The organism is Euzebya rosea, assembly GCF_003073135.1.
GTDB lineage: Bacteria > Actinomycetota > Nitriliruptoria > Euzebyales > Euzebyaceae > Euzebya > Euzebya rosea.
The window spans coordinates 99174-120932 of the sequence record NZ_PGDQ01000004.1 but is presented as its reverse complement, the minus strand read 5'-3'; the positions used below and the strand labels follow the sequence as shown (position 1 = coordinate 120932).

The 21759-nt window shown below is 71.2% G+C and carries 18 protein-coding genes; 5 read left to right on the top strand and 13 right to left on the bottom strand.

Annotated features, from left to right (window positions below; genetic code table 11):
* Positions 1-19: 19 nt before the first annotated feature.
* Positions 20-1183: a glycosyltransferase family 4 protein gene (locus tag CUC05_RS05555; protein ID WP_170127927.1), complete on the bottom strand. Its 1164-nt coding sequence runs from the start codon at positions 1181-1183 to the stop codon at positions 20-22.
* Between the two features lie 117 nt (positions 1184-1300).
* On the opposite strand from CUC05_RS05555, the gene CUC05_RS05550 reads away from it, so the two are divergent.
* The gene (locus CUC05_RS05550; protein WP_108665092.1) at positions 1301-1948 is read left to right on the top strand and encodes an SDR family NAD(P)-dependent oxidoreductase; all 648 of its coding nucleotides are present in this window, start codon (positions 1301-1303) and stop codon (positions 1946-1948) included.
* A gap of 45 nt (positions 1949-1993) precedes the next feature.
* Here CUC05_RS05550 and CUC05_RS24490 read toward each other — a convergent pair whose 3' ends face one another.
* The 4 genes from CUC05_RS24490 to CUC05_RS05535 all read right to left on the bottom strand — a co-directional run bounded on the left by CUC05_RS24490 (position 1994) and on the right by CUC05_RS05535 (position 5933).
* Positions 1994-2134, bottom strand: coding sequence for a hypothetical protein (locus CUC05_RS24490; RefSeq protein ID WP_157965243.1), 141 nt, complete (start codon positions 2132-2134; stop codon positions 1994-1996).
* Positions 2135-2182: 48 nt separating this feature from the next.
* Complete coding sequence (locus CUC05_RS05545; RefSeq protein WP_108665091.1) at positions 2183-3127, bottom strand: NAD-dependent epimerase/dehydratase family protein; 945 nt, start codon at positions 3125-3127, stop codon at positions 2183-2185.
* Positions 3127-5544, bottom strand: coding sequence for a putative bifunctional diguanylate cyclase/phosphodiesterase (locus tag CUC05_RS05540; protein ID WP_157965242.1), 2418 nt, complete (start codon positions 5542-5544; stop codon positions 3127-3129). Before CUC05_RS05540 ends, CUC05_RS05545 begins: the two co-directional genes overlap by 1 nt.
* A gap of 188 nt (positions 5545-5732) precedes the next feature.
* On the bottom strand, positions 5733-5933 hold the full coding sequence (locus CUC05_RS05535) for a hypothetical protein (protein ID WP_108665089.1): 201 nt from the start codon (positions 5931-5933) through the stop codon (positions 5733-5735).
* A gap of 131 nt (positions 5934-6064) precedes the next feature.
* On the opposite strand from CUC05_RS05535, the gene CUC05_RS05530 reads away from it, so the two are divergent.
* The 4 genes from CUC05_RS05530 to CUC05_RS05515 all read left to right on the top strand — a co-directional run bounded on the left by CUC05_RS05530 (position 6065) and on the right by CUC05_RS05515 (position 11137).
* Positions 6065-8578, top strand: coding sequence for a helix-turn-helix transcriptional regulator (locus CUC05_RS05530; protein WP_108665088.1), 2514 nt, complete (start codon positions 6065-6067; stop codon positions 8576-8578).
* Between the two features lie 90 nt (positions 8579-8668).
* Entirely contained in the window at positions 8669-9685 is a 1017-nt protein-coding gene (glnII, locus tag CUC05_RS05525) for a glutamine synthetase GlnII (RefSeq protein WP_108665087.1), read from the top strand.
* 96 nt (positions 9686-9781) lie between these two features.
* Complete coding sequence (locus tag CUC05_RS05520; RefSeq protein WP_157965241.1) at positions 9782-10429, top strand: MOSC domain-containing protein; 648 nt, start codon at positions 9782-9784, stop codon at positions 10427-10429.
* Between the two features lie 114 nt (positions 10430-10543).
* Positions 10544-11137: a cell wall-binding repeat-containing protein gene (locus CUC05_RS05515; protein WP_170127926.1), complete on the top strand. Its 594-nt coding sequence runs from the start codon at positions 10544-10546 to the stop codon at positions 11135-11137.
* A 49-nt stretch (positions 11138-11186) separates the two neighbouring features.
* On the opposite strand, the gene CUC05_RS05510 is transcribed toward CUC05_RS05515, so the two are convergent.
* From CUC05_RS05510 to CUC05_RS05475, 8 genes are all read right to left on the bottom strand, one after another.
* Positions 11187-11396, bottom strand: a complete 210-nt coding sequence (locus CUC05_RS05510; protein WP_108665084.1) for a type II toxin-antitoxin system antitoxin — start codon at positions 11394-11396, stop codon at positions 11187-11189.
* Between the two features lie 25 nt (positions 11397-11421).
* Positions 11422-12330 (bottom strand): SPFH domain-containing protein, encoded by a 909-nt coding sequence (locus CUC05_RS05505; protein WP_157965240.1) that lies wholly within the window; start codon positions 12328-12330, stop codon positions 11422-11424.
* 122 nt (positions 12331-12452) lie between these two features.
* Complete coding sequence (locus CUC05_RS05500) at positions 12453-14990, bottom strand: trypsin-like serine protease (RefSeq protein ID WP_108665082.1); 2538 nt, start codon at positions 14988-14990, stop codon at positions 12453-12455.
* A gap of 52 nt (positions 14991-15042) precedes the next feature.
* Entirely contained in the window at positions 15043-15504 is a 462-nt protein-coding gene (locus tag CUC05_RS05495) for an ATP-dependent zinc protease family protein (RefSeq protein WP_205712143.1), read from the bottom strand.
* Positions 15501-15833, bottom strand: a complete 333-nt coding sequence (locus tag CUC05_RS05490) for a VOC family protein (protein WP_108665081.1) — start codon at positions 15831-15833, stop codon at positions 15501-15503. Before CUC05_RS05490 ends, CUC05_RS05495 begins: the two co-directional genes overlap by 4 nt.
* A 65-nt stretch (positions 15834-15898) precedes the next feature.
* Positions 15899-18796: a bifunctional [glutamine synthetase] adenylyltransferase/[glutamine synthetase]-adenylyl-L-tyrosine phosphorylase gene (locus CUC05_RS05485; RefSeq protein ID WP_108665080.1), complete on the bottom strand. Its 2898-nt coding sequence runs from the start codon at positions 18794-18796 to the stop codon at positions 15899-15901.
* Between the two features lie 4 nt (positions 18797-18800).
* On the bottom strand, positions 18801-20126 hold the full coding sequence (locus CUC05_RS05480) for a glutamine synthetase family protein (RefSeq protein WP_108665079.1): 1326 nt from the start codon (positions 20124-20126) through the stop codon (positions 18801-18803).
* A 167-nt stretch (positions 20127-20293) separates the two neighbouring features.
* Positions 20294-21724, bottom strand: a complete 1431-nt coding sequence (locus CUC05_RS05475) for an ammonium transporter (protein WP_108665078.1) — start codon at positions 21722-21724, stop codon at positions 20294-20296.
* Positions 21725-21759: the final 35 nt, after the last annotated feature.

Genomic DNA, 21759 nt, shown 5'->3' with positions numbered 1-21759 from the left:
CGATCGGGGGTCGTGTGGGTCAGGAACCCAGGAGGCCCAGGTGGACCGCCAGGAGTGCCCGCTCCGCCGCCGCCCAGGTCCGGTTCGCAGCGACGTGGGCGCGCCCGGCGCTCCCCCAGCGTTCGAGGGCATCCGGGGCGTCCAGCGCCACGCGGATGGCCCGGGCGAGATCACGGGGACGGTCGGGACGGACCAGCAGCCCATGGACGCCGTCGGGGACCTCCTCGCGGATGACCGGCAGGTCGCTGCCGATGACCGGCGTACCGGCAGCCAGGCTCTCCACGACCTTGAGCGGACAGCAGCCCTGCACGGTGTTGCGGGGTGTGTCGCGAAGCGGGGCCAGTGACGCTGTGGCGTGGACCAGCCACGCCGACGTCGCCGTGGCGTCCTGCGCGGTTCGGACGTGCAGCAGGTCACCGACGTCCAGACGGCGGGCCAGCTGCAGCAGCGGGCGGAGCTGCCGCCGGCGTGCGCCCGTGACCAGCACGAGCGGCACGTCGAGGTCCCGGACCCGGCTCAGGGCGCGAACGGCCACGTCGACGCCCTGCCACGGTTGCAGTCCCCCGACGTAGACCAGGTAGGGGTCCGCGGGTGCGTCCGCTGGTCGGGCAACCGCCGGGTCGGGCAGGTCGGCACCGTTGGGGATGACGGTGATCCGGTCGCCCGGCACCCCGCGGTCGTGCAGCGCCGTCGCGGTCACCGCCGAGGGGGTGATCACCGCGTCGACCCGGTCCAGGCACCACCGCTCGAGCTCGTCGAGCGCCTGCAGGTCCGCCCGTGGTGCCCGGGGGTAGGTCTCGGCCCACTCGATGGACGGCAGCCCGTTGACCTCGTGGACCACGGGCCACGTCCGGTCGTCGGCCAGCAGGGCCATGACGCTCCAGGGATCCCGACCCTGGGTGGTCGTCCACCCGGACTCCGCGACGCTCGCGGCGACGTCGGCGCCGAACCGCTCGGCACGGGCGAGCGGGTGGACCTCCGTCGCCGCGGTGCGCCTGATCAGGATCCCTCCCTCCTGCTGGTGCAGCGGGAGCGTGTCCCCCGCCAGGCAGTGGAGCAAGCCGTGGTCCGCCGCGCCCAGCAACGCGCCCGCGAACCTGGCGATGTGGGTGGACGCCCCCTTCGGAGCGGGAAAGCGGTCGTGGGTGGCGTAGAGGGCACCCCCGTCGATGGCGTGCGACATGCGCGCACCATGCCACGGATGCCCAGGTCCGCTCGGTGCGTTGCCCCCGGGGGGGCTGACGGACGGACCCAGCGGTGACATGCTCACCCACACCTCGCCACGTCAGGAGCCCACGCCATGACCGATTCCGTACTCGCCGACGCCCACGTCCTCGTGGTCGGGGGCACCGGCACGCTCGGCGGCGCCATCGCTGGGCATGTCCTGTCCGCAGGGGCCCGCGTCACCATCACGAGCCGGTCGGCCGAGTCGGCCGAACGGGCGGCGGCCGCCTACGAGGGCGACGTGACCGGCGTCGGCTTCGACGTGACCGACCACGACACCGTCGACACCCTGCTGGCGGCAGGTCCCTTCGACCACGCCGTCGTCACCGCGGCCGTCAACGCCTTCGAGGGGCTCAGCGAGATCACTGCTGACGAGCTCGACACGATGATCGCGGTGAAGCTCAAGGGCGTCATGTGGACCGCCCGGCACCTGCGTCCGCGGATGGACGAGAAGGGCAGCATGACGTTCGTCTCGGGGATGATGTCCCGGCGGCCCGGCGGTGCTGCACCGGTCTCGGCGGTCAGCGCCGCGGTGGAGGCGCTCGCCCCGGCACTCGCCCAGGAGTGGGCTCCGCTGCGCGTCAACGTCATCTCGCCCGGTGGCATCGGCAGCACCGGCGCGGGCAGCCACGCCGGCGCGCCCGGCGACGTCGCTGCGCTCGTCACCGCCACCATGGCCAACCGGTGGATCAACGGCACCGTCCTGGACATCCACGGCGGCTGACCCCGCACCGGCCGACGCCGACGCGTCGGGTCCTGTGACGCGACGTCAGCCGAAGATGCGGCGAAGGCCCGATGCGAGGCCGCCGCGACGAGACGTGGTGGTCGTGCGCGCATGGCTCGTCCGGCGGCTGCCGGACATCATGGAGCCGATGCGCTGGAGGATGCGTCCGAAGGTGTTGGTGTTCATGGCAGCGACGTTCCCCGTCGCCCCCGGACCTACACATCACCGACGCAGTCAGGCGCTGCGGTGGTACGGGGACTGGCGCACCAGCGCCCGACGGATCACCGGTGCGAGCACGCGGGCCGGTGCCCGACGCCACCCGACCGAGCGGGTCATGTCGGCGATCAGGTCATCGAGGCCGTGACGTTGGTAGTCCAGCAGCGCCTGGCTCTCGGTCGTGTCCAGCCAGTCGGTGTGGAACGGGGCGCTGGTGAACGCGTCGTCGGGGAGCATGCCGACGCCGACGGCCTCGAGGGCCCGGGACATCAGCTCCCGCTGGCGGACCCTGCAGCCCGGTCCGCCACCGATGAGCAGCGTGCGGCCCGCGGTGTCGGGTCGTTCGGCGGCGTGCACGACGGCCCGGCCCACGTCGTCGGGATGCACGACCTCGATGCGATCCTCCAGCGGAACCTCGAACATCAGCGGGTCGACGGCCCCGATGACCTCGATGGGGATGACTGCCCCGAGCCGCAGGATGGTGACGGCCAGCCCGGAGGCGGCCAGCAGCTTCTCGGCGTCGGCCTTGTGCTGGGTGTAGTCGTCGGTGACGACGATGGGGTCGGCGACGGTCCGCGGTGGCGCCAGGTGCTGGGTCGGCCCGAACAGGGCGACCGAGGAGGTGAAGACGATCCGGGGTGGAACCGTTGCCTGCTGACAGGCGGCGATGACGTTGCGGGTGCCGCCGACGTTGACGCGTTCGGCAACGTCGGGACGGTGGATGCTGGCCGGCGGGATGACGGCCGCGACGTGCAGGACGACGTCGTGCCCCTCGACGGCGTCGGCGACGGCACGGGCGTCGGTCAGGTCCACCCAGCGGGTCGACCAGCCCCCGGTGTGCGCCAGCCGGCGGTTGGCCCTCGTCGGCAGGTCCAGGCACGTCACCTCGTGCGGACCGTCGACCAGCTGCCTGAGCACGGCACGGCCGACGTTGCCGAACGCCCCCGTCAGCAGGAGGCGCATCAGGCGCTCGGCTCGCGTGCAGCCCCGGCCATCAGGTCCTCGGTCGACAGGACGTCGCTGGTGATGGTCGACGCGGGAACCGGGCGCCCGAAGAGGTATCCCTGGATCAGGTCGCATCCAGCAGCCACGGCGGCATCGTACTGGGCCCACTCCTCCACACCCTCGGCGACCACGGCCACACCCAGGGCGGTGCCCAGGGACCCGACGGAGGCGAGGATGGCAGCGGCCTTGCCGCCCTCGGCCGCGTCCCGCACCAGCGACATGTCGACCTTCAGCATGTCGACGGGTTGCCGGGCCAGCTGGCCGATCGCCGTGAAGCCCGACCCGAAGTCGTCCGCGGCGATCCGTACACCGAGCTGCCGGAGCAGCTCCAGGTGGCCGACGGCTCGATCGTCGAGCAGGGTGGTCTCGGTCACCTCGAGGACGAGTCGGCTGGGGTCGACCTCGTGCTGCTCCAGCAGCTCACCCACACGACGCACGAGGTCACGGTCGTGCAGCTGGCGACCGGAGAGGTTCAACGAGAGGTGGAAGGCCTGCTCCGGACACGTCGCCGCCCAGCGCGCGAGGTCGGCCATGCCGAGCTCGAGCACGCGGTCCCCGAGCTGCGTGATCAGGCCGGTCTCCTCCGCGACGGGGACGAACGCCCCGGGGGACACCAACCCGAGCGTCGGGTGCTGCCAGCGGGCCAGTCCCTCGAGTGCCACGAGGCGACCGGTGTGGGCGTCCACGATGGGCTGGTAGTGCAGCTGCAGCTGGTCGGTGCCGAGCGCGTCCCGAAGGTCGTGCTCGAGGTCGAGCCGCTCGGTGGCGTTGTCCTGCAGGCTCTGGTCGAACCGCGCCCACCCACCACGACCACGTCGCTTCGCGTGGTAGACCGCCGCGTCGGCGCTGGACAGAAGGTCGTTGGCGGTCTGCCCCGGCTCGGCGACCGCGAGGCCGATCGAGCACCGCACCCAGAACCGTCGCCCGTCGAGCTCGAAGGGTGCCTCCATGCCGGCCAGCAGCTGCGTCGCGGCCAGCTCGACGTCGACGTCGGAGTCCACCGACGGGAGGACGGCCACGAACTCGTCACCACCCAGGCGCGCCAGCAGGCCGTCGGGTGACACCAACGTGTCCAGGCGTTCGGCGACGGCACGCAGCAGCCGGTCACCGGCGTGGTGGCCGAGACTGTCGTTGACGAGCTTGAACCGGTCCAGGTCGAGCATGGCCAGGGCCGGCCGTCCGGACGCCAGCGCCGCCGTCAGCTCGCGTTCGAGGGCGACACGGTTGGGCAGTCCGGTGAGGGCGTCACGGAAGGCCAGCACCTGCAGCGACTCCTGCGCACGCTTGGTCTCGGTGACGTCCTGCACCTGCAGGAAGGTCGTCAGCGGTTGCCCGTCGGCGTCGAAGTGCACCGACGCTCCCTGGATGGTCCAGACCTCGTCGCCCGCAGCCGTGCGGTACCGGACCTCCGACACGTCCCCGTCGAGCTCACCGGAGGTCAGCCGGCGGAAGAGGTCGTGCATGCGCTCGGCGTCCTCGGGATGCAGCAGGTCGCGCAACGACGCGCTCTCGAGGTCGACGAGGTCACGCCCCAGCAGCGTGGCCAGCGCGGCGTTGGCGCGCTGGACCTCACCGTGCGGCCCGATCAACGCCATGCCCGTGGGTGACCGGTCGAAGCCGATGCGGAACCGGGTGTCGCTGCGGACGAGCCTGGCCGACAGCTCACCGGCGAGCTCGGCGACGGCTGCCCGATGGGTCGTGAACGCCGAGGACAGCGCCTCGACCTCGGCGACACCTCGGACCGCGATCTCGCCCGGCTGCAGCTGGGCAGGGGTGACCGGTCGACCGTCGCGGACCGCCGACAGCACCTCCGGCAGGTGACGTTCGGCGGAGTCCCGCACCTCCGAGGTGAGCTGGCGCACACCCGACGTGGCGCTCCGTGCGACGAACCAGGTCGCGATCAGGCCAACGAGCAGCACGACGACGCCGTTGACGATCCCGGCTCGGCGCGCGGCGGCCTGAGGCTCCTCGATCAACCCGCTGCGGAAGCGCACATCGACCCGGGCAACGGGTTCGCCGTCGACCTCGAGCGGGACCTGCAGCGTCGTGATGCCGTCACGGGTCACGGACTGGAACGACGTCGGGGTCACCGGATCGAGGCGGGCCGCTCCCCCGTCGGCAAGCAACGTCAGCGCCGACGCCGACAGCGGCACGATGTCGAGGGACTCCACGTCGGGGATGTCCTCGACCCGCCGCTGGAAGTCGGTCATGGCGTCCAGCCCACGGGTGGCGAACGTGTCGGTGAACTCGGTGAACAACGACTCGCCGAGCGCCATCACGGAGGTGTCGACCGCCCGCTGGAGCGACGCCTCCTCACGCTGGACCCACTGCCACGTGAACACCATCGACAGGACGACCACCAGGAGGGCGACCATGCCGGCCACCCTGGCCTGGAGGCTCCGATGATGCGTGCCCACCCATCTCACGGAATGCCCATCGGCAGGACTCCCGGCCACTGAACCCCATTCGCGAAACGTGCCGCCGGACCCACGCGCTCGCTGCGGCGATGGACGACGAAAGGGGCCGGACTCCTCAGTCCGGCCCCTCCCCCTCAGTCCTCGTGTCAGCAGATCGGCTGCAGGCACCCCGCCCGTTCGAGGTTTCGATCGGTGTCGACCAGGAACGTCCCGCCGGTGACCTGTCCGGTCCGGTCGATGGCGCCGACGGCCCTCGCCCTGGCCCCGGGAGCCACCAGGAGGGCAAGCCCGAGCACGAAGCTCGTCGCGGCAGCGAGCCACGTGCGCAGGGACGAGCTGTGGGGCATCGATGTCTCCGAGTCGTGGGGTGGATCGGTGACCCAGCGTGACGTCCGGAGGGCGTGGAGGACATGCTCAACGGCGCCCGGTGACATACTCAACCGCCTGTCAGGCGCGAAGAGGACCGGTCGGAGAAGTTGTGCAGGGACGCGAGCGAGAGCTGGGGCTGGCGCTGGACCTGCTCGCCGACGGCCGGTCCGTGCTGCTCGTCGGACGCCCGGGCGTGGGCACGACGACGGTGGCACGGGCGGTGATCGACGCCGTCGACAGCGAAACCGCCTTGGTGACCGGCTCGCCGCGGCTGGTTGACCATCCCCTCGCCGCGGCCGGCATCGGCGGCCTGGTGGCCCCCTCGACGTCCAGCGATCCTGCGGCGCGCGTGGCGATCGCCCTCCGCGGGCTGGAGTCCAGGGCCGAGGCCGGCCCGCTCGTCGTCATGGTCGAGGGTTGGCCACAGCTGGACCCGTGGACGGCACGCCTGCTCGTCGACGGCGTGCGTGCAGGGGTCGTCGCGCTGGTCGCCTCCGCCACGCTGGACACGCGCCTGGACGAGCTCGGCCGCCTGCTCGCCGATGACAGCCTCGTGCGGGTCCACATCCCTCCGCTGGACGACGAAGGACTGGCCACCCTGGCGCCGTCCGGCACCGATCCGGCGCTGGTCCAGCGGGCGCTGGACGCGGCCGACGGGGCCCCGCTGTGGTTCCTGCACGCCCTGCGCACCGGCTGGTTCGGCGACGACGCCCCGATGCCCCCGGTCCTGCGGGAGATCATCGACGGCCAGATCGGCGCGCTGGCCCCCGGAATGGAGGAGGTGCTGCAGGCCGTTGCCGTGGCCGGGGTCGTCGCACCGGTGGCGCTGACCCGCATCGGCGACGAAGGCGCCGTGCGTCGAGCCGTGGAAGGGGAGCTGCTCACCGACGTCGAGGGACTGCTGAGGGTCCGGGATCGGTTCCTCCAGCACCGCCTGCTCGAGCGGGCCAGCCTGAACCGCGCTGCCCTGCTCGCGCGGCTCCGCGACGCCGCCGAGCACACGGGCACCCCGCTTCCCCTGCTGCCCGCCAGCGAGGTCGACGACCGCGCCGTCCCCGACGCGGACGCGCTCGCATCGTTGGCGGAGCAGCTCCCGCGCGACGTGCTCGAGGCGCTGGCCCCGCTGCCACGTCCGCTGGACGACGACCTGGCCCTCGTCGCCGCCCGTGCGACGCTGGCCATGGGCGAGGCGGAGACCGCGGTCGCCGAGCTGACCCGCCTGGGAGCCGATGGCGTCGCCCCGGAGGTGGCGACCGATGCCGCCATGCTGCTGGCGATGCTCCACGCCCACGTCCTGGGTGACGTGCGCGCGGCCCGGGGCTGCATCGATCGTGCGCTGTCGCACGTGACCGACCGCGACCTCGTCCGCCGGCTGCGCGCCCGCGTGGTCACCCTCATCGGCTACGGCCACGACCTCGACGCCGTCGAGGTGCCCGACAGCGACGAGGCCGACTCGCCCCGGACAGCGCTGGAGGTCGGCAAGGCGCAGGGGGTGGCCGTCATGGTCCAGCGTGGCTGGCTCCCCCACGAGACGGCTGATCGCCTCGAGCACCTGCTGTCGGCAGCCGGTGCCGCGGCCTCCGAGCGATGGGAGACCCTTGCCGCAGTGCACTGGTCGACGTTCTTCGTCGACGGCCCGGACGCCACGATGGCCCTCGACGAGCGCGAGATGGCGATCGCCGCCCGCAGCCGCGACGCCGCGACCACCGCCGCCTGGTGGAGCCTGGCCGCAGGCATGCTGGTCGCGGCTGGCCACCCCGTCACCGGCGGGTCGCTGGCACGACGGGCGGCCGCGGCCCTGCGCCCCGTGGATCGCTATGACCTGCGGGCGTTCTGCCTCGCCTACGCAGCCCTTGCCGCCGTGCACACCGGCGATGCCGCCGCTGCCCCCGGGCTGCTGGCCGAGGCACGGGCCGCAGCGGCCCCGACGAACGCGCTGGCGCGGTCGACCATCGACGTGGTGGCCCTCGAGGTCGCCGGTGCACATCGTCGGCTGGAGCAGGACGCGTTCGGCGCCGGGCTCGAACGCTACGACCGCCTCGGACGTCCCCAGGTCGTGTGGATGCTCGCCGCCTGCGGCGTGCACGGCGATGGCGGAGGTGACGTCGACAGGTCGCTGCCGGCCCCGTCGACGTCCGGCGCGGCCGATCGGTGGCCTGGCCTGGTCGAGGCCATCCGTGCCGGCCACCCGGCCGAAGCACTCCGGGCGGCACGCGAGATGGCAGCCGCTGGCATGGTCGGCCCCGCCGCGGCAGCCCTGCGGGGACGTCGCCGCGGGGACCTGTCCGACCGGCTGGACGCGCAGCACGTCGGGGTGACCCTGGACGGGGTGGCGCTGCCCGGCCTGCCCCACCTGCCCGGTCCTGCATCGCCACGCCAGCTGGAGATGGGACGCCTCGCGGCGCGCGGGGCGTCAGACCAGCAGATCGCCGACAGGATGACGCTGTCGCGCCGGACGGTCAGCAACACCCTGTCGCGCCTCTACCGAGCCCTCGACCTCGACGGTCGCCCGTCGCTGACGACCCTCCTGACCCCGGTCGAGATGTGGCAGCCGGCCCTTCCCACCGACGGGTCGTCGACTGGCCCCTCGTACGGGACGACCCTCGGGCGCGACGACATTTAGCGGACCGGACCTGTCAACGAAACATGTATGAAACAGGAGGGGCTGACGCTGTCGTCCACGTGTCCAATCGTGAACTGACTGGAGCCATCCATGACCTACCGTGCTGAATACCTCTGGATCGACGGGACGGAGCCCACCGCCGAGATCCGCTCGAAGACCAAGATCCTCGCCGACGGCGCCGAGCCCGGGATCTGGGGGTTCGACGGTTCGTCGACCAACCAGGCAACCGGCGACAACTCCGATGTCGTCCTGCAGCCGGTCTTCACCTGCCCCGACCCCATCCGTGGCGGTGACAACGTCCTCGTCATGTGCGAGACGGCCCTGACCAAGGACCTGTCGCCGCACCCGACGAACACGCGCGCCAAGGCCCGTGAGGCCCTCGAGAAGTACGCCGACCAGGAACCGTGGTTCGGCCTCGAGCAGGAGTACACGATGCTGGACCTGAACGGGTGGCCGGCCGGCTTCCCCGCCAACGGGTTCCCCGAGCCGCAGGGGCCGTACTACTGCGGCGTCGGTGCCGCCAAGATCCACGGTCGCCAGATCGTGGAGGAGCACACCACACTCTGCATCGAGGCGGGCCTGGCGATCTCCGGCACCAACGCCGAGGTCATGCCCGGTCAGTGGGAGTTCCAGATCGGCCCGGCCGACACCCTGGCCGTTGCCGACCACCTGTGGATCGCCCGCTACCTGCTGTTCCGCTTGGGCGAGAAGTACAACGTCGAGATGTCGCTGGCCGCCAAGCCCATGAAGGGCGACTGGAACGGCGCCGGCATGCACACCAACTTCTCGACCAACGCGATGCGCGAGGGCTACGACGCGATCATCGCCGCCTGCGACGCCCTCGGCGCCGACGGCATCCCGGAGAAGCACCTGGCCGGGTACGGCGTCGGCATCGAGGAGCGCCTGACCGGTGCCCACGAGACCCAGCGCTACGACCAGTTCAGCTACGGCGTGTCCGACCGTGGCGCGTCCATCCGCATCCCGTGGCAGGTGGAGCAGGACAAGAAGGGCTACATCGAGGACCGTCGGCCCAACGCCAACGCCGACCCCTACGTCATCACGGCCCTGATGACCGAGACCGTCTGCTCGGCGCTGGCCAAGCTGTAGGTCCCTCGGTCCCCGGACCGGCCCGCAACCCCCTCCGCTCCGGCGGTGGGGGTTGCGACGTTCCGTGGGGATTGCCGTGCCGATAGCGTGGACCCCATGCAGATCATCTCCGTGCAGACCGGCCGCGCGCGCGACGTCATCAGCGGTCGGACCGTGATCCACACGGGCATCGACAAGCAACTCGTCCCTGCGATCGACGTCCAGCACGACGGGGTCCAGGGCGACGACATCGTCGCCACCGAGCACCATGGCGGGCCGGGTCAGGCCGTGTACGCCTACGCGCGGAGCGACTACGAGGTCTTCGAGTCCCAGCTCGACGCCGAGCTGCCCAACGGCGCGTTCGGCGAGAACGTCACGGTCGATCGGTGGCCCCACGACCCGATCCGCATCGGGGACCGGTTCGCCGTCGACGGGGTGGTCCTCGAGGTGGCGGCGCCGCGCATTCCGTGTGTCACGTTCGCCGCGCGCATGGGCGAGCTGGTGGGACCCGACGCCTCGCGAGGGTGGGTCAAGCAGTTCACGGCGGAACGGCGGCCGGGCTGGTACCTCCGGGTCATCGCCCCCGGCCGGCTCGCCGCCGGCCAGCGCCTGGTGGTCGATCCAGCCCCGACGACCAACGTCACGGGGCTGGAGGTGTGGGACCTCCACCACGCGACCTCGCCGGACCCGGCGATGGTCCGGCGTGCGCTGGACTCCCCCATCGACGACCGCTCCCGTGCCCACTGGACCAGGTCCACCGCCTGAGGAGTCGTCCAAGCGACCGTTGACGGGTTCGTGGACCGGATGGCCGCGTTTCGGTCTGCGGCATGCGGATACATCGATACGCGTACCCCTTTTCCTTCCAGAAAGGTGCACGTGATGACGCAGTCCAAGAGGCCCCTCCTGATCGGTGGTCTGGTCGCCCTGCTCCTGGCCGTTGCCGGCTGGACGTTCGGCGCAACCACCGCCAGCTCACAGCCGCTGCCGTTCCCCGGCGGCGAGGTGAACACCGAGCGCCTCGGCGGGGAGACCCGCTTCGAGACGTCGGTGGCGATCAGTGAATACCAGTTCCCCAACGGCTCGGAGAACGTCTTCCTCGCCCGTGCCGACGCCTTCCCCGACGCGCTCTCGGCCGCGTCGGTGACCGGTGGCCCGGTCCTGCTGGTTCCCCAGTGCGACGAGCTGCCGACCGTGACCGCCGACGAGATCACCCGTCTGGCCCCGACCAACGTCATCGCCCTGGGTGGCGAGGATGCGGTCTGTGAACAGGTCCTCGAGGACGCGGCCACCGCGGCCCGCGCGGCCGACGGCACCGAGAGCGAGACCGAGCCGGTCCCGACCGAGACCGAAACCGACCCGCAGCCGACGGAGACCGAGACCGGCCTGCCCGTTCCGCTGCCGACCACGACCGACCAGCCGACCCCGAGCGAGAGCCCCTCGCCCAGCGAGACCCCGACCGACCCGGTCCGGTAGTCCCGCCACCACCGGCACATCGCGACTGGCCGCCCCACGGGGCGGCCAGTCAGCGTTCGGGGTCCACGTCCACGTCGGCCCGCTCCGTGTCCGCCGGCCGGCGGCGCCGCAGTCGCCCCGACCGCCTCGCGGCATCGACGAGCACCGCCTCGATCTGGGCGTTCACCGAACGGAACTCGTCGCCTGCCCAGGACTCGTAGACGTCGTAGAGCTCCTGCGGGATCCGCAGGGGGAACTGCTTGCGCTTGGGGGCGGCCACGTGGCGTCGGTGAGGGTCGGTGCCGTCACCGCGACAGGGTGCCGACGTTGACCACTGGGCTGGTCGGGTTGTCGCTGGCGATGACGGTCATGAGGTTCGAGGCGAACGTGGCCTTGCGGTCGTTGTCCAGCGGGATGGCGTCCCCGTCGGTCGTCCCTGCCTCGAGCTGCTCGATGGCGTCTCGGACCATCAGGACCGCCCCCTCCACGATCTTCGCGCGTGCGGCCACGATCGCCGACGCCTGCTGGCGGCGCAGCATCGCCTCGGCGATCTCCGGCGCGTAGCTGAGGTCGGTGATCCTGGCCTCGGTGACCAGCACGCCGGCCTCGTCCGCACGCTCCTGCAGCTCCGCGAGGAGGTCGTCGTTGACCTCTCCGGTGTCCCCGATCAGCGTCGTCACGGCCACGTCGTCGAAGCTGTCGTAGGGGTAGGAGCGGGCCAGCTGACGCACGGCGGACTCCGACTGGATGTGCACGTAGTCGATGAAGTCGTCGACGCCGAACACGGCCTTGGCCGTGTCGACGACCTTCCACACCACCACGGCCGCGATCATGATCGGGTTGCCGTTGGCGTCGTTGACCTTCGAGCTCTCGGTGGTGAAGTTGCGCACGCGCAGGCTGACGATCCGCTTGCGGTACAGCGGGTTGGCGAACCGCAGCCCGGCGGTCACGTCGGTGCCGCGGTAGTCCCCGAACAGCGTCAGCACCGCCCCCTGGTTGGGCTGGAGGGTGTACAGGCCAGCCGCAACGAGGATCGCGGCGACGACCAGCAGCACCCCGAGGACCACGAGCGCGCCGCCCCCGGCCCGCCCGTCGGCGGCGCGGACCCCGCCGGCGATGACGAGCCCGACGGCCAGGAGGCCCCCGACGATGGCGAACAGCAGCGGTCCGATGCCTGCGACGGACCGGCCGGGACGGGACACAACAGCGGACACGACTACCTCCATGCGATCAAAGTGATATCACGATGATATGTCACGACGGTGCGGTTCGTCCATGGACGTCGCGGGGGCCGGGTTCCCCTCGAACCCGGCCCCTGCCCCTCATCCGCCTGTGCCTAGCCGAACTGGATGGGCTGTCCCGTCGGGCTGAAGACGGCCAGCGAGTACGGGCCGAAGAAGTCGTCGTACACGCCGGCGACGAGGGTCACGCGTCCGCTGGCCGGCATCCGGAAGTCCATTCGCGCGTTGGGGAACCCACCGCCGTCGTCGCTGAACCCGACGATCTCGCCGTCGAAGACGTTGCCGAGGTCGCCCTCGACCGCCAGGAGCAACGGGTCGACGAACCCGTCGAGCGCCCGTTGGGTCACCACGATCCGCGTTCCGGCAGGTGCGGAGATCGGGTAGTGGATCTCGCGCTGGTCGGCGGTCAGGGTGTCGACGTCCTCGAACACCGGCGCCGGGTCCAGGCTCAGGATGAAGTCACCCGTGCTCCCCCCGAAGCTGCTCGCCTCGATCGTGTACGTCCCGTCGGTCGGCAGCTGTGCCTCGATGAAGGAGTTGAGCCCGGGCTCGAAGTCGTCGTCGTCGTTGAAGGCGATCTCGCCACCGGCGTTGCGCAGCGACAGGATCGGGTCGACCGCGGTGGCCGGGTCACCGAGGGCGTCCATCCTGATGCGGACGGTCGTCCCGGCGGTCCCCTGGAACTCGTACAGCCGAGTGGGGAGGGCCCCGGTGATGGAGGAGAAGGTGACGTCACCCAGCCGCAGCTGGCGGACGGCGTTGCAGCCCGCCCCACCCGAGGCCGCCTGGACCAGGTTGGCGGCGGGGTCCGACACGAGGTCGGTGCCGCCCGCCACGAGGACCTGCCCGTCGAGCCCGCAGATGGAGTCGAGGACCTCCGTCGGCACGTCCACCCCGGTGTCGCCCTCGACGGTGGCCATGACCCCACCGAAGGCCCCGGTCAGCATGGAGGCTGCCAGGACATGGGCGAACCCGTCCGGCTCGCGTCGCAGGTTCACCGCCACGACGTAGGGCGGCTGGGTCGCGCCGTAGTACTCGCGGATGTTGTAGTCGGTGACGGCAGCCGCAGTGCCGTGCCTGGTCGACCCGGCCAGCCGCACGACGCTGCCCGGACCGGTGATGGCCTCGATCTGTGCCACGACCCCATCGGAGATGACCGCCGTGCCACCGGCCACGAGGACCGTCGACGGGCGGTGCTGGGACAGGAACGCCCCGGTGTCGCCGTTGAGGGAGTCCGACGGGGTCAGCAGGATCGGCATGCCCCAGCGGGACCCGATCTGGCCGACGGTGACCGCGTCGGGCCAGTTGCCGCCGGTCGCGACGATCACGGTGTCGTTGGGCAGGGCGCCGTCGAAGAGGTCGATGATCAGGTTGCCGACCGCGACCGCGGTCTGCTCCCGACCCGTCCCGGCAATGCGGGTGACGGTGAAACCAAGCTGCCGGATCGCATCCAGCGTCGCGTCCGGTATGACCGCCGTGCCGCCGAGGACGAAGATCTCGCTGCCGGCGACCACGGCCCGCTGCAGCTCGGTCCCGGTCTGCGCCGAGAGGCTGCCGTCGGGGTTGGTGAACAACAACGGTCCGAGGCCGTAGGCCAGCGACGACCCGCCGAGCGCGTCCGGGAACCGCGAGGACGTGGCGATCACCCCGAACTGGGCGTCGTCGTCGCGGAAGGTGGCGCGCGAGATCGCCACGGCCTGCAGCACGGCGTCGGACGTCGCGGAGTCGTCGAAGGTGATCCGGTCGATCGGTGCGGATGCACCGTCCGGCAGCTCGGGTGTGGTCGGGTCGGTGGGGGTGTTGATCGGGATCGACCCGTCGATGATGCCGGCCACCCAGCTGAGGTAGGTGATCAGCTCGGTGTAGACCCCGGGGTCCTGCACACCGCAGAGGCCCCCGAAGGAGGTGATGCCGATGAGCGTCAGCACGCCGTTCTCGTCGGTCCACAGGGGGCCGCCGGAGTCGCCCTGGCAGGTGTCGTTGCCCGGGTTCTGCTCGGTGCCGGGGTCACCGGCGCAGGTGTGGCGGTCGAACACCAGGTCGGGGTACCCCTGCGCGCAGGACTGGTCGTCGACCAGCGGGACGTCGACCTCGAGCAGGACGTCGGATGGGTTCTCGCCGAAGGGGGTCGTCGTGCCGTAGCCGGTGACGAACGCCGTCCTCCCCGGTGCGTACAGCGCGCCCTGCCCAGCGGTCACGACCGCGGCCGGCGGCGTGGCTGACGGCGTGCTGAGGTGCAGCAACGCGATGTCGTTGACCGTGAGGAACTCGTCGTAGTCGGGGTGGATGGCGATCTGGTCCACGCCGAGCCGTTCGACCCCTGCGGCGTTGTCGGTGCGCCAGTTGGTGGCGTTGATGACGATCTCGAGCTCGCCGGGTGGGATCTGGGATCCGCCGGTCCGGCTGTCGTAGAAGCAGTGCGCCGCCGTGAGGATCCATTCGTCGTCGATCAGCGTCCCGCCACAGAACTGGAACTCCTGATCCCTGATGACCAGCGCCGCCATGGCCGGGTACTCGCCCCGATCGGCCGGCTGGCCGTTGATGATGTGGAAGTCCTCCGCGGCGGCCGGGACGGCCGGTAGCAGGGGCACGAGCAGCAGGGCGGTGAGGACCAGGATCGGCAAACGACGCATGCGGGCACGATAATCCCGTGGCTCCGGAGGCGACGCCTCCGACGCCGATCCGTCACATTTTCGTGTCGGACGGGTTGCCGTCACCAGCCAGGTACGACACGCCCGGGTCGACGAGGAACCGCCCGCGGACGGCGGTGCGGCCGAGCAGCATGCGGAACCCCATGTCGTCGCGGCTGGCCAGCGTCAGCTCGATGGTCCACCGCCGCCGGTGCAGCGTGACCGGCGTGCGGACGACGTAGCGCTCGCTCGTGGCACCGGAGGAGGACCGCACCTCACGGACGTCCACGAGCGGCGCGCTGACGCGCGTGGCGTCGTCGTCGTCCCGCTGATGGGGGTGCACGGTGAAGTGCACGACGTCGCCGTGCCGTTCGATGTCGGTGGCATGGATGGCGGAGGTCCGCGCGCCAGTGTCGACCTTCGCCTTGACGACGATGCCGAGGTCGGGCAGGCGTACCCACTCCCGCCAGCCGATGACGAGTCCGCTGGTCAATCGGCCGATGTGTTCGGTGCTCACGAGGTCTCCCAGAAGGCCAGTGCGTTGCCCCACGGATCGGTGAACGGCAGCACGGTGCCACCGCGTGCCCGGGTCGGTTCGATGGGCATCGGTGTGCCCCGCCGCACGAGGCGTCGATGGTCGACGCCGATGTCGTCGGTGGTGAACACCACGCGCACGCTGGGTGTGGGGCCCTCCAGCAACGACACGCGGGTTCCGCCTGCGCCGAGCATCACGACCGTTGCGTCGTCGACGCGGACCCGTCGCAGGTAGTCCAGGCCGACGGTCTCGGTGTAGAAGGTCACGGCCTCGTCGAGGCTGCCCACGATGATGATGATTTCGGCGATCACGGTCGGGTCACCTTATCCCCGTCGACGGCGGGCGCAGGGCATCGCGCGACGCCGCCGCCCACGGATCAGTCGAAGAACCGACGATCGAACACCTTGCGGATCCGGCGGCGCGCTCGGTCGACGTCCTCGGTCAGGGCCTGCGCGGAGCTGTAGTGCATCAGGGCCGCGAGCTTGCGCAGCACGTCGGGGTTCTGGGGCAGGCTCGAGGTGTCACGGACCTTGATCAGGTACAGCCCGTTGCGCAGGCGGGAGAGCAGCAGCCAGCCGTTGCGCAGCCACGCGGCCTCCTCGGGTGCCAGGATCCCGGCCGCGGCCAGCCGTTCCAGGCCGGCGAGGGTGCCGGGCCCCCGGACCAGCGGGTCGGCACCCCCGTGCCGCATGCTGAGCAGCTGCACGGTCCACTCCACGTCGCTGAGGCCGCCCGGCCCGAGCTTCAGGTCGTCGGTGGAGGAGGCGTTGGGCAACGACCGACGTTGGCTGGCGTCCCGCGCGCGGATCCCGACCTGGTCACGACGCAGGGTCGCGGCCCGCCGCCGAGGGGTTCGACGTGCCGGCTGCACACCCTTGCGACCCGCGCGCTCGCGTTCGACGCGCGCCTTCATGGTGCGGATCGCGACGAGGCGGTCGACCGGCATGGGGTCGGCGTACACGAGCGGGGTGATCAGGTCCATGAACGCCTGACCCAGCTCGGGGTCGCCGGCGACGGGACGGGCTTGGGTCAGCGCCTGCAGCTCCCAGTCCTGGCCCCAGCGCTCGTAGTAGGCGGCGTAGGACTCCAGGGTTCGGGTCAGCGGCCCACGACGGCCCTCGGGCCGCAGGTCCGGGTCGACCCGGAACGCCGAGCCCTCGGGGGTCACGGCGGACAGGAACTCCAGCACCTCCTCCATGGCGTGCTCCGCCACCGGGGTCGGCCCGTCGTGCACCACGATGACGTCGAGGTCCGAGGAGTGCGCGAGCTCGCCGGCCCCGAAGCGACCCATCCCGATGACGGCGATGCGGACCTCGTCGGGGACGATGGTCGACAGGGCCGCGTGCAGCAACGCCTCGCCGAGCCATGTCAGCGCCCTGCCGATCTCGGGGACATCGGCAGCCCCGTTGACGTCACGCATCGCGGTGCGCAGGGCCTCGCGGCGCTTCAGCCGTCGCAGCGCCTCGCGGCTGACCCGTCCCCCGCCGCGCTTCAGCAGCCCCTCGACGCCACCGATGACGTCCTCGCGCGTGTGGGACCGTGCCAGCACCTCCTCGTCGTCGAGCAGCTGCAGGACCTCGGGCTGCCGGCCGAGCCACTCCCCCAGCCGTGGGCTCGCCCCCAGGATCCTGGCCAGCAGCCTGGCCGCCGGCGGGTTGTCCCTGATGGTCCGGACGAACCGCGGGTTGTCCTTCAGCTGGTCGGTCAGGCTGCGGAGCGCGGCCAGTCCCCCGTCGGGATCGGGCTGGTCCGACAACGCCTCGAGCATCGTCGGCAGCACGACGCGCAGCTGACGGGCCGTCCGCCCGCCACCCTGGACCATCGCCTCGAGGTGGCGCAGCGCCTGTCCGGGCGAGGCGAACGACAGGGCGGCCAGGCGTGCGGCCGCGGCCTCCTTGTCGAAGCGTCCCGCGGCGACGACCCGCTCCTCGGTGCCGTAGGAGGCCAGGGTCGACAGGAGTGGCCGGTAGAAGAGCTGCTCGTGCAACCGTCGGACCCCGCTCCGCACCCGGGCCAGCTCCTTGGAGAACGACTCCGCTGCCGTGCGTGCGGGCAGGTCCCGGAAGCCCATCGTGCGGGCGACGCGTTGCAGGTCGCTGGGGTCGTCGGGGATGGTGTGGGTCCGTCGCAGCTGGCGCAGCTGCAGGCGGTGTTCGACGGTCCGCAGGAACAGGTAGGCGTCGGTGAACAGGGCGGCGTCGCCGTCGTCGACGTAGCCGCCCCTCGCCAGCGCGTCGAGGGCCGGCACGGTGCCGCGCAGTCGCAGCGACGGGTCGGCCGGCCCGTGCACGAGCTGCAGCAGCTGCGTGGCGAACTCGATGTCGCGCAGACCCCCGGGGGCGAGCTTCAGCTGGCGGCTGCCGTCGCGCGTGACCGGGCGCGAGGTCTCGACCCGCCGCTTCATCTGCTGGATCTCCTCCACGGCGTCGGCCCCCAGCGAGTCGGGCCACAGGAAGGGGGCGACCAGCTGCTCGAAGTCCTCGCCGAGGTCAGCGGGACCGGCCACCGGACGCATCTTCAGGAGGCTCTGGAACTCCCAGGTCTTGGCCCAGCGCTCGTAGTAGGCCCGGTAGCTCTCGATGGTGCGGGTGATCGGTCCGTTGCGTCCCTCGGGCCGCAGGTTCGCGTCCATCTCGTAGACGGCCCCGCGTGGGGTGTGGGTCCCGAGGATGTGCAGGATGCGCTTGGCCATCCGCTCCGCCGTGGGCGTGTCACCGCGGTGCACGAACAGCACGTCGACGTCGGAGACGTAGTTGAGCTCCTCACCGCCCAGCTTGCCCATCGCGAGGACGGCGAGCTCCGCGTCGGTGCCGGCGGCACCCTCCGCAGCCAGGGCGTGGGCGCACACGATCATGCCGTCCGCGAGGTCCGCGAGCTCCTCGGCGGTCTGTGGGGTGTCGGCCAGTCCCAGCATGTCCCGGGCGGCGATGCGGAGCAGGCCGGCCCGCTGCGTACCGGCCATCGCCTCCGCGGCCACGGCGTCGGGATCGTCTGCCTGGTCCGGACGGCGGTCGTCGACCGCCGTCCTGGCGCGCGTGGCCACCTCCTCGGCCGACCACGGCTCGGCGACGTCGTCGAGCACGTCGAGGAGGTCGGGGTGGCGGACGATCTGGTCGCCGAGCGCCTCGGAGGCGCCCGTGACCACCACGACCGTCCGCGCCAGTTCGGGGTCGTGTTCCAGGCGGACGAACGTCTCGCGAGAGGTCTCGCGGATGCGTTCCAGCGTGCGGACCGCCCAGTCCGCGTTGGCTGCAGGACCGAGCTCGATGCTCACGGAGTCACAGCGTCGGCAGGTACCGCTCGAGCTCGAAGGGCGTCACCTGCGAGCGGTACTCCTCCCACTCCTGCCACTTGTTGCGCAGGAAGTAGTCGAAGACGTGCTCGCCGAGGGCCTCGGCGACCAGCTCGGACTCCTCCATGACGCTGAGCGCCTGGTCCAACGACGCCGGCAGGGACGTGATCCCCGCTGCACGCCGCTCGGCCTCGGTCATCTCGTAGATGTTGTCCTCGGCTTCGGGTGGCAGCTCGTAGCCCTCCTCGATGCCCTTGAGGCCCGCGGCGAGCAGGACGGAGAAGGCCAGGTAGGGGTTGCAGGCCGGGTCGGGGGCCCGGTACTCCACCCGCGTCGACGCGGCCTTGGTCGGCTTGTACTGGGGGATGCGGATCAGGCTGGAGCGGTTGTGCCGACCCCACGAGATGAACACGGGGGCCTCGTAGCCGGGCACGAGGCGCTTGTAGGAGTTGACCCACTGGCACGTCACCGCGGTGATCTCGCGGGCATGCCGCAGCAGCCCGGCCGTGAAGTGCTTGGCGGTCTCCGACAGCCGGTAGGGGTCGTCGGGGTCGTAGAAGGCGTTGGAGTCGCCGTCGAACAACGACAGGTGCGTGTGCATCGCGCTGCCCCACTCGCCCGTGAGGGGCTTGGGCATGAACGAGGCGTGCACGCCGAGGCGCATGGCGGTCTGCTTGATGACGTGGCGGTACGTCATGATGTTGTCGGCCATCGTCAGCGCGTCGGCGTACCGCAGGTCGATCTCGTGCTGGGACGGCGCGACCTCGTGGTGGGAGTACTCCACCGAGATGCCCATCTTCTCCAGCATGGTGATGGCCTGCCGGCGGAAGTCGGACTGGATCTCGTTGGGCGTCAGGTCGAAGTAGCCGCCGCGGTCCAGCGGGGTCGGGTCGTCGGCGCCCTTGAAGAGGAAGAACTCGATCTCGGGGTGCACGTAGAAGGTGAACCCCATCTGGGACGCCTTGGACAGGTTGCGCTTCAGGACCTGCCGGGGGTCGGCGGCGAAGGGTTCGCCCTCGGGCCGGTAGATGTCACAGAACATCCGGGCGACACCCGGGGACCCCTCCTTCCACGGCAGCACCTGGAAGGTCGAGGCGTCGGGACGCGCCAGCATGTCGGACTCCTGCACGCGGGCGAAGCCGTCGACGGCGCTGCCGTCGAACCCGATGCCCTCCGCGAAGGCACCCTCGACCTCGGACTCCGTGACGGCAACCGACTTGAGGCTGCCGAGCACGTCGGTGAACCACAGCCGGACGAAGCCGATGTCGCGCTCGTCGACGGTGCGGAGAACGTACTGCTGCTGCCGATCCATGGGCGTGATCCTAGTGGACGAGTGCCCCGAACACCTCGCTCCTCGGCGGAGGCCGGGAACGGGCGGTTCTGGGGCCCGGTGGGTCCTCGACGTGCTGGGCAACGCCGCGGGCCGCACCCCGGATGGAGTGCGGCCCGCGTTGCGTGCGTGATGGGTCGATGGTGTGGCTAGACCGGTTCCTCGGAACGGGCGTCGGCTGCGGGCAGGCTGACCGCGACCTCACCGGTCGGGGCCGTGACCGGACCGCCCGGATAGGCCGAGGCACCCAGGGCGGCCTCGGGGTAGCCGTACATGCCGTGCTCGTGGATGTCGAGGCCCTCGATCTCCTCGGCCTCCGAGACCCGCAGGTTCTTGGTGGCCTTGAGGCCGAAGGCGAGGACGGCGGAGCAGGCCGCAGCGAAGGCCGCGACGGCGACGACACCGATCAGCTGGTCGACGAGCAGGCCAGCGCCGCCACCGTGCCAGAGGCCCGTCAGGCCCTCCTCGCCGGTGTTGGCCCAGATACCGACGGCCAGGGTGCCCCAGGCACCGTTGACGCCGTGGACGGAGAACGCACCCACCGCGTCGTCGATGCCGAGGCGGTCGACGGCGGGGACGGCCAGGGCGACCAGCACACCGGCGATCACACCGATGACGAGTGCAGCGATCGGACCGACCTGGTCCGCACCGGCGGTGATGCCGACGAGGCCGGCCAGGACGCCGTTGATGGTCATGCCGATGTCGGGCTTGCCGTAGCGGACCCAGGTGAAGACCATCGCGGTGCCACCACCGGCGCAGCCGGCGAGGAGCGTGGTCAGCAGCACGGGGCCGACGAGGGCACCGTCAGCGGCCAGGACCGAGCCGCCGTTGAAGCCGAACCAGCCCCAGAACAGGGCGAACATGCCCAGCGTCGCCAGCGGCATCGAGTGGCCGGGGATCGCGCGGGGCTTGCCGTCCTTGGCGAACTTGCCGATTCGCGGGCCGAGGATGCCAGCGATCACGAGGGCAGCGACACCACCCGTCATGTGGACGAGGGTCGAGCCGGCGAAGTCGTAGAAGCCGAGCTCGCTGAGCCAGCCGCCACCCCACTGCCAGTGGCCGATGATCGGGTAGATCAGGGTGGTCATCAGCAGGGTGACGACGAGGTAGCCGCCGAACTTCATGCGACCGGCGACGGCGCCGGAGACGATCGTCGCCGTCGTGGCGGCGAACACGGCCTGGAAGATGAAGTCCGCGGCCAGGAAGGCGTCACCGCCGTACAGGCCGAGCTCGGAGTAGCTACCTGCCGACAGGGCGAACGTGTCGGTACCGATGAACCCGCCGGCGGACGCGCCGTACATGAGGCCGAAGCCGAGCAGGAAGTAGGCGATGATGCCGAAGCAGGCGTCCGCCATGTTCTTCATCATGATGTTGGCGGCGTTCTTCGAGCGGGTCATGCCCGTCTCCAGCATGGCGAAGCCCGCCTGCATCCAGAAGACGAGGCCGGCGGCCAGCATGAAGAAGACGACGTCGAGGTTGAACTGGACGAGCGCCACGTCCTCGACGGTGGCCGTCTCCTGGGCCGCGGCTGGTCCGGCAAGGACCAGCAGGGCGGACATGGCGGCCATCAGAGTGGCCATGAGCTTGAGTCGCAAAACCGTTACCTCCTGGAGGG

Bases quoted from the DNA above. Each gene is read 5' to 3' on its own strand.
- CUC05_RS05555 (WP_170127927.1), bottom strand. From the start codon at position 1,183: ATGTCGCACGCCATCGACGGGGGTGCCCTCTACGCCACCCACGACCGC.
- CUC05_RS05550 (WP_108665092.1), top strand. From the start codon at position 1,301: ATGACCGATTCCGTACTCGCCGACGCCCACGTCCTCGTGGTCGGGGGC.
- CUC05_RS24490 (WP_157965243.1), bottom strand. From the start codon at position 2,134: ATGAACACCAACACCTTCGGACGCATCCTCCAGCGCATCGGCTCCATG.
- CUC05_RS05545 (WP_108665091.1), bottom strand. From the start codon at position 3,127: ATGCGCCTCCTGCTGACGGGGGCGTTCGGCAACGTCGGCCGTGCCGTG.
- CUC05_RS05540 (WP_157965242.1), bottom strand. From the start codon at position 5,544: ATGGTCGCCCTCCTGGTGGTCGTCCTGTCGATGGTGTTCACGTGGCAG.
- CUC05_RS05535 (WP_108665089.1), bottom strand. From the start codon at position 5,933: ATGCCCCACAGCTCGTCCCTGCGCACGTGGCTCGCTGCCGCGACGAGC.
- glnII (WP_108665087.1), top strand. From the start codon at position 8,669: ATGACCTACCGTGCTGAATACCTCTGGATCGACGGGACGGAGCCCACC.
- CUC05_RS05520 (WP_157965241.1), top strand. From the start codon at position 9,782: ATGCAGATCATCTCCGTGCAGACCGGCCGCGCGCGCGACGTCATCAGC.
- CUC05_RS05515 (WP_170127926.1), top strand. From the start codon at position 10,544: ATGACGCAGTCCAAGAGGCCCCTCCTGATCGGTGGTCTGGTCGCCCTG.
- CUC05_RS05500 (WP_108665082.1), bottom strand. From the start codon at position 14,990: ATGCGTCGTTTGCCGATCCTGGTCCTCACCGCCCTGCTGCTCGTGCCC.
- CUC05_RS05480 (WP_108665079.1), bottom strand. From the start codon at position 20,126: ATGGATCGGCAGCAGCAGTACGTTCTCCGCACCGTCGACGAGCGCGAC.
- CUC05_RS05475 (WP_108665078.1), bottom strand. From the start codon at position 21,724: ATGGCCACTCTGATGGCCGCCATGTCCGCCCTGCTGGTCCTTGCCGGA.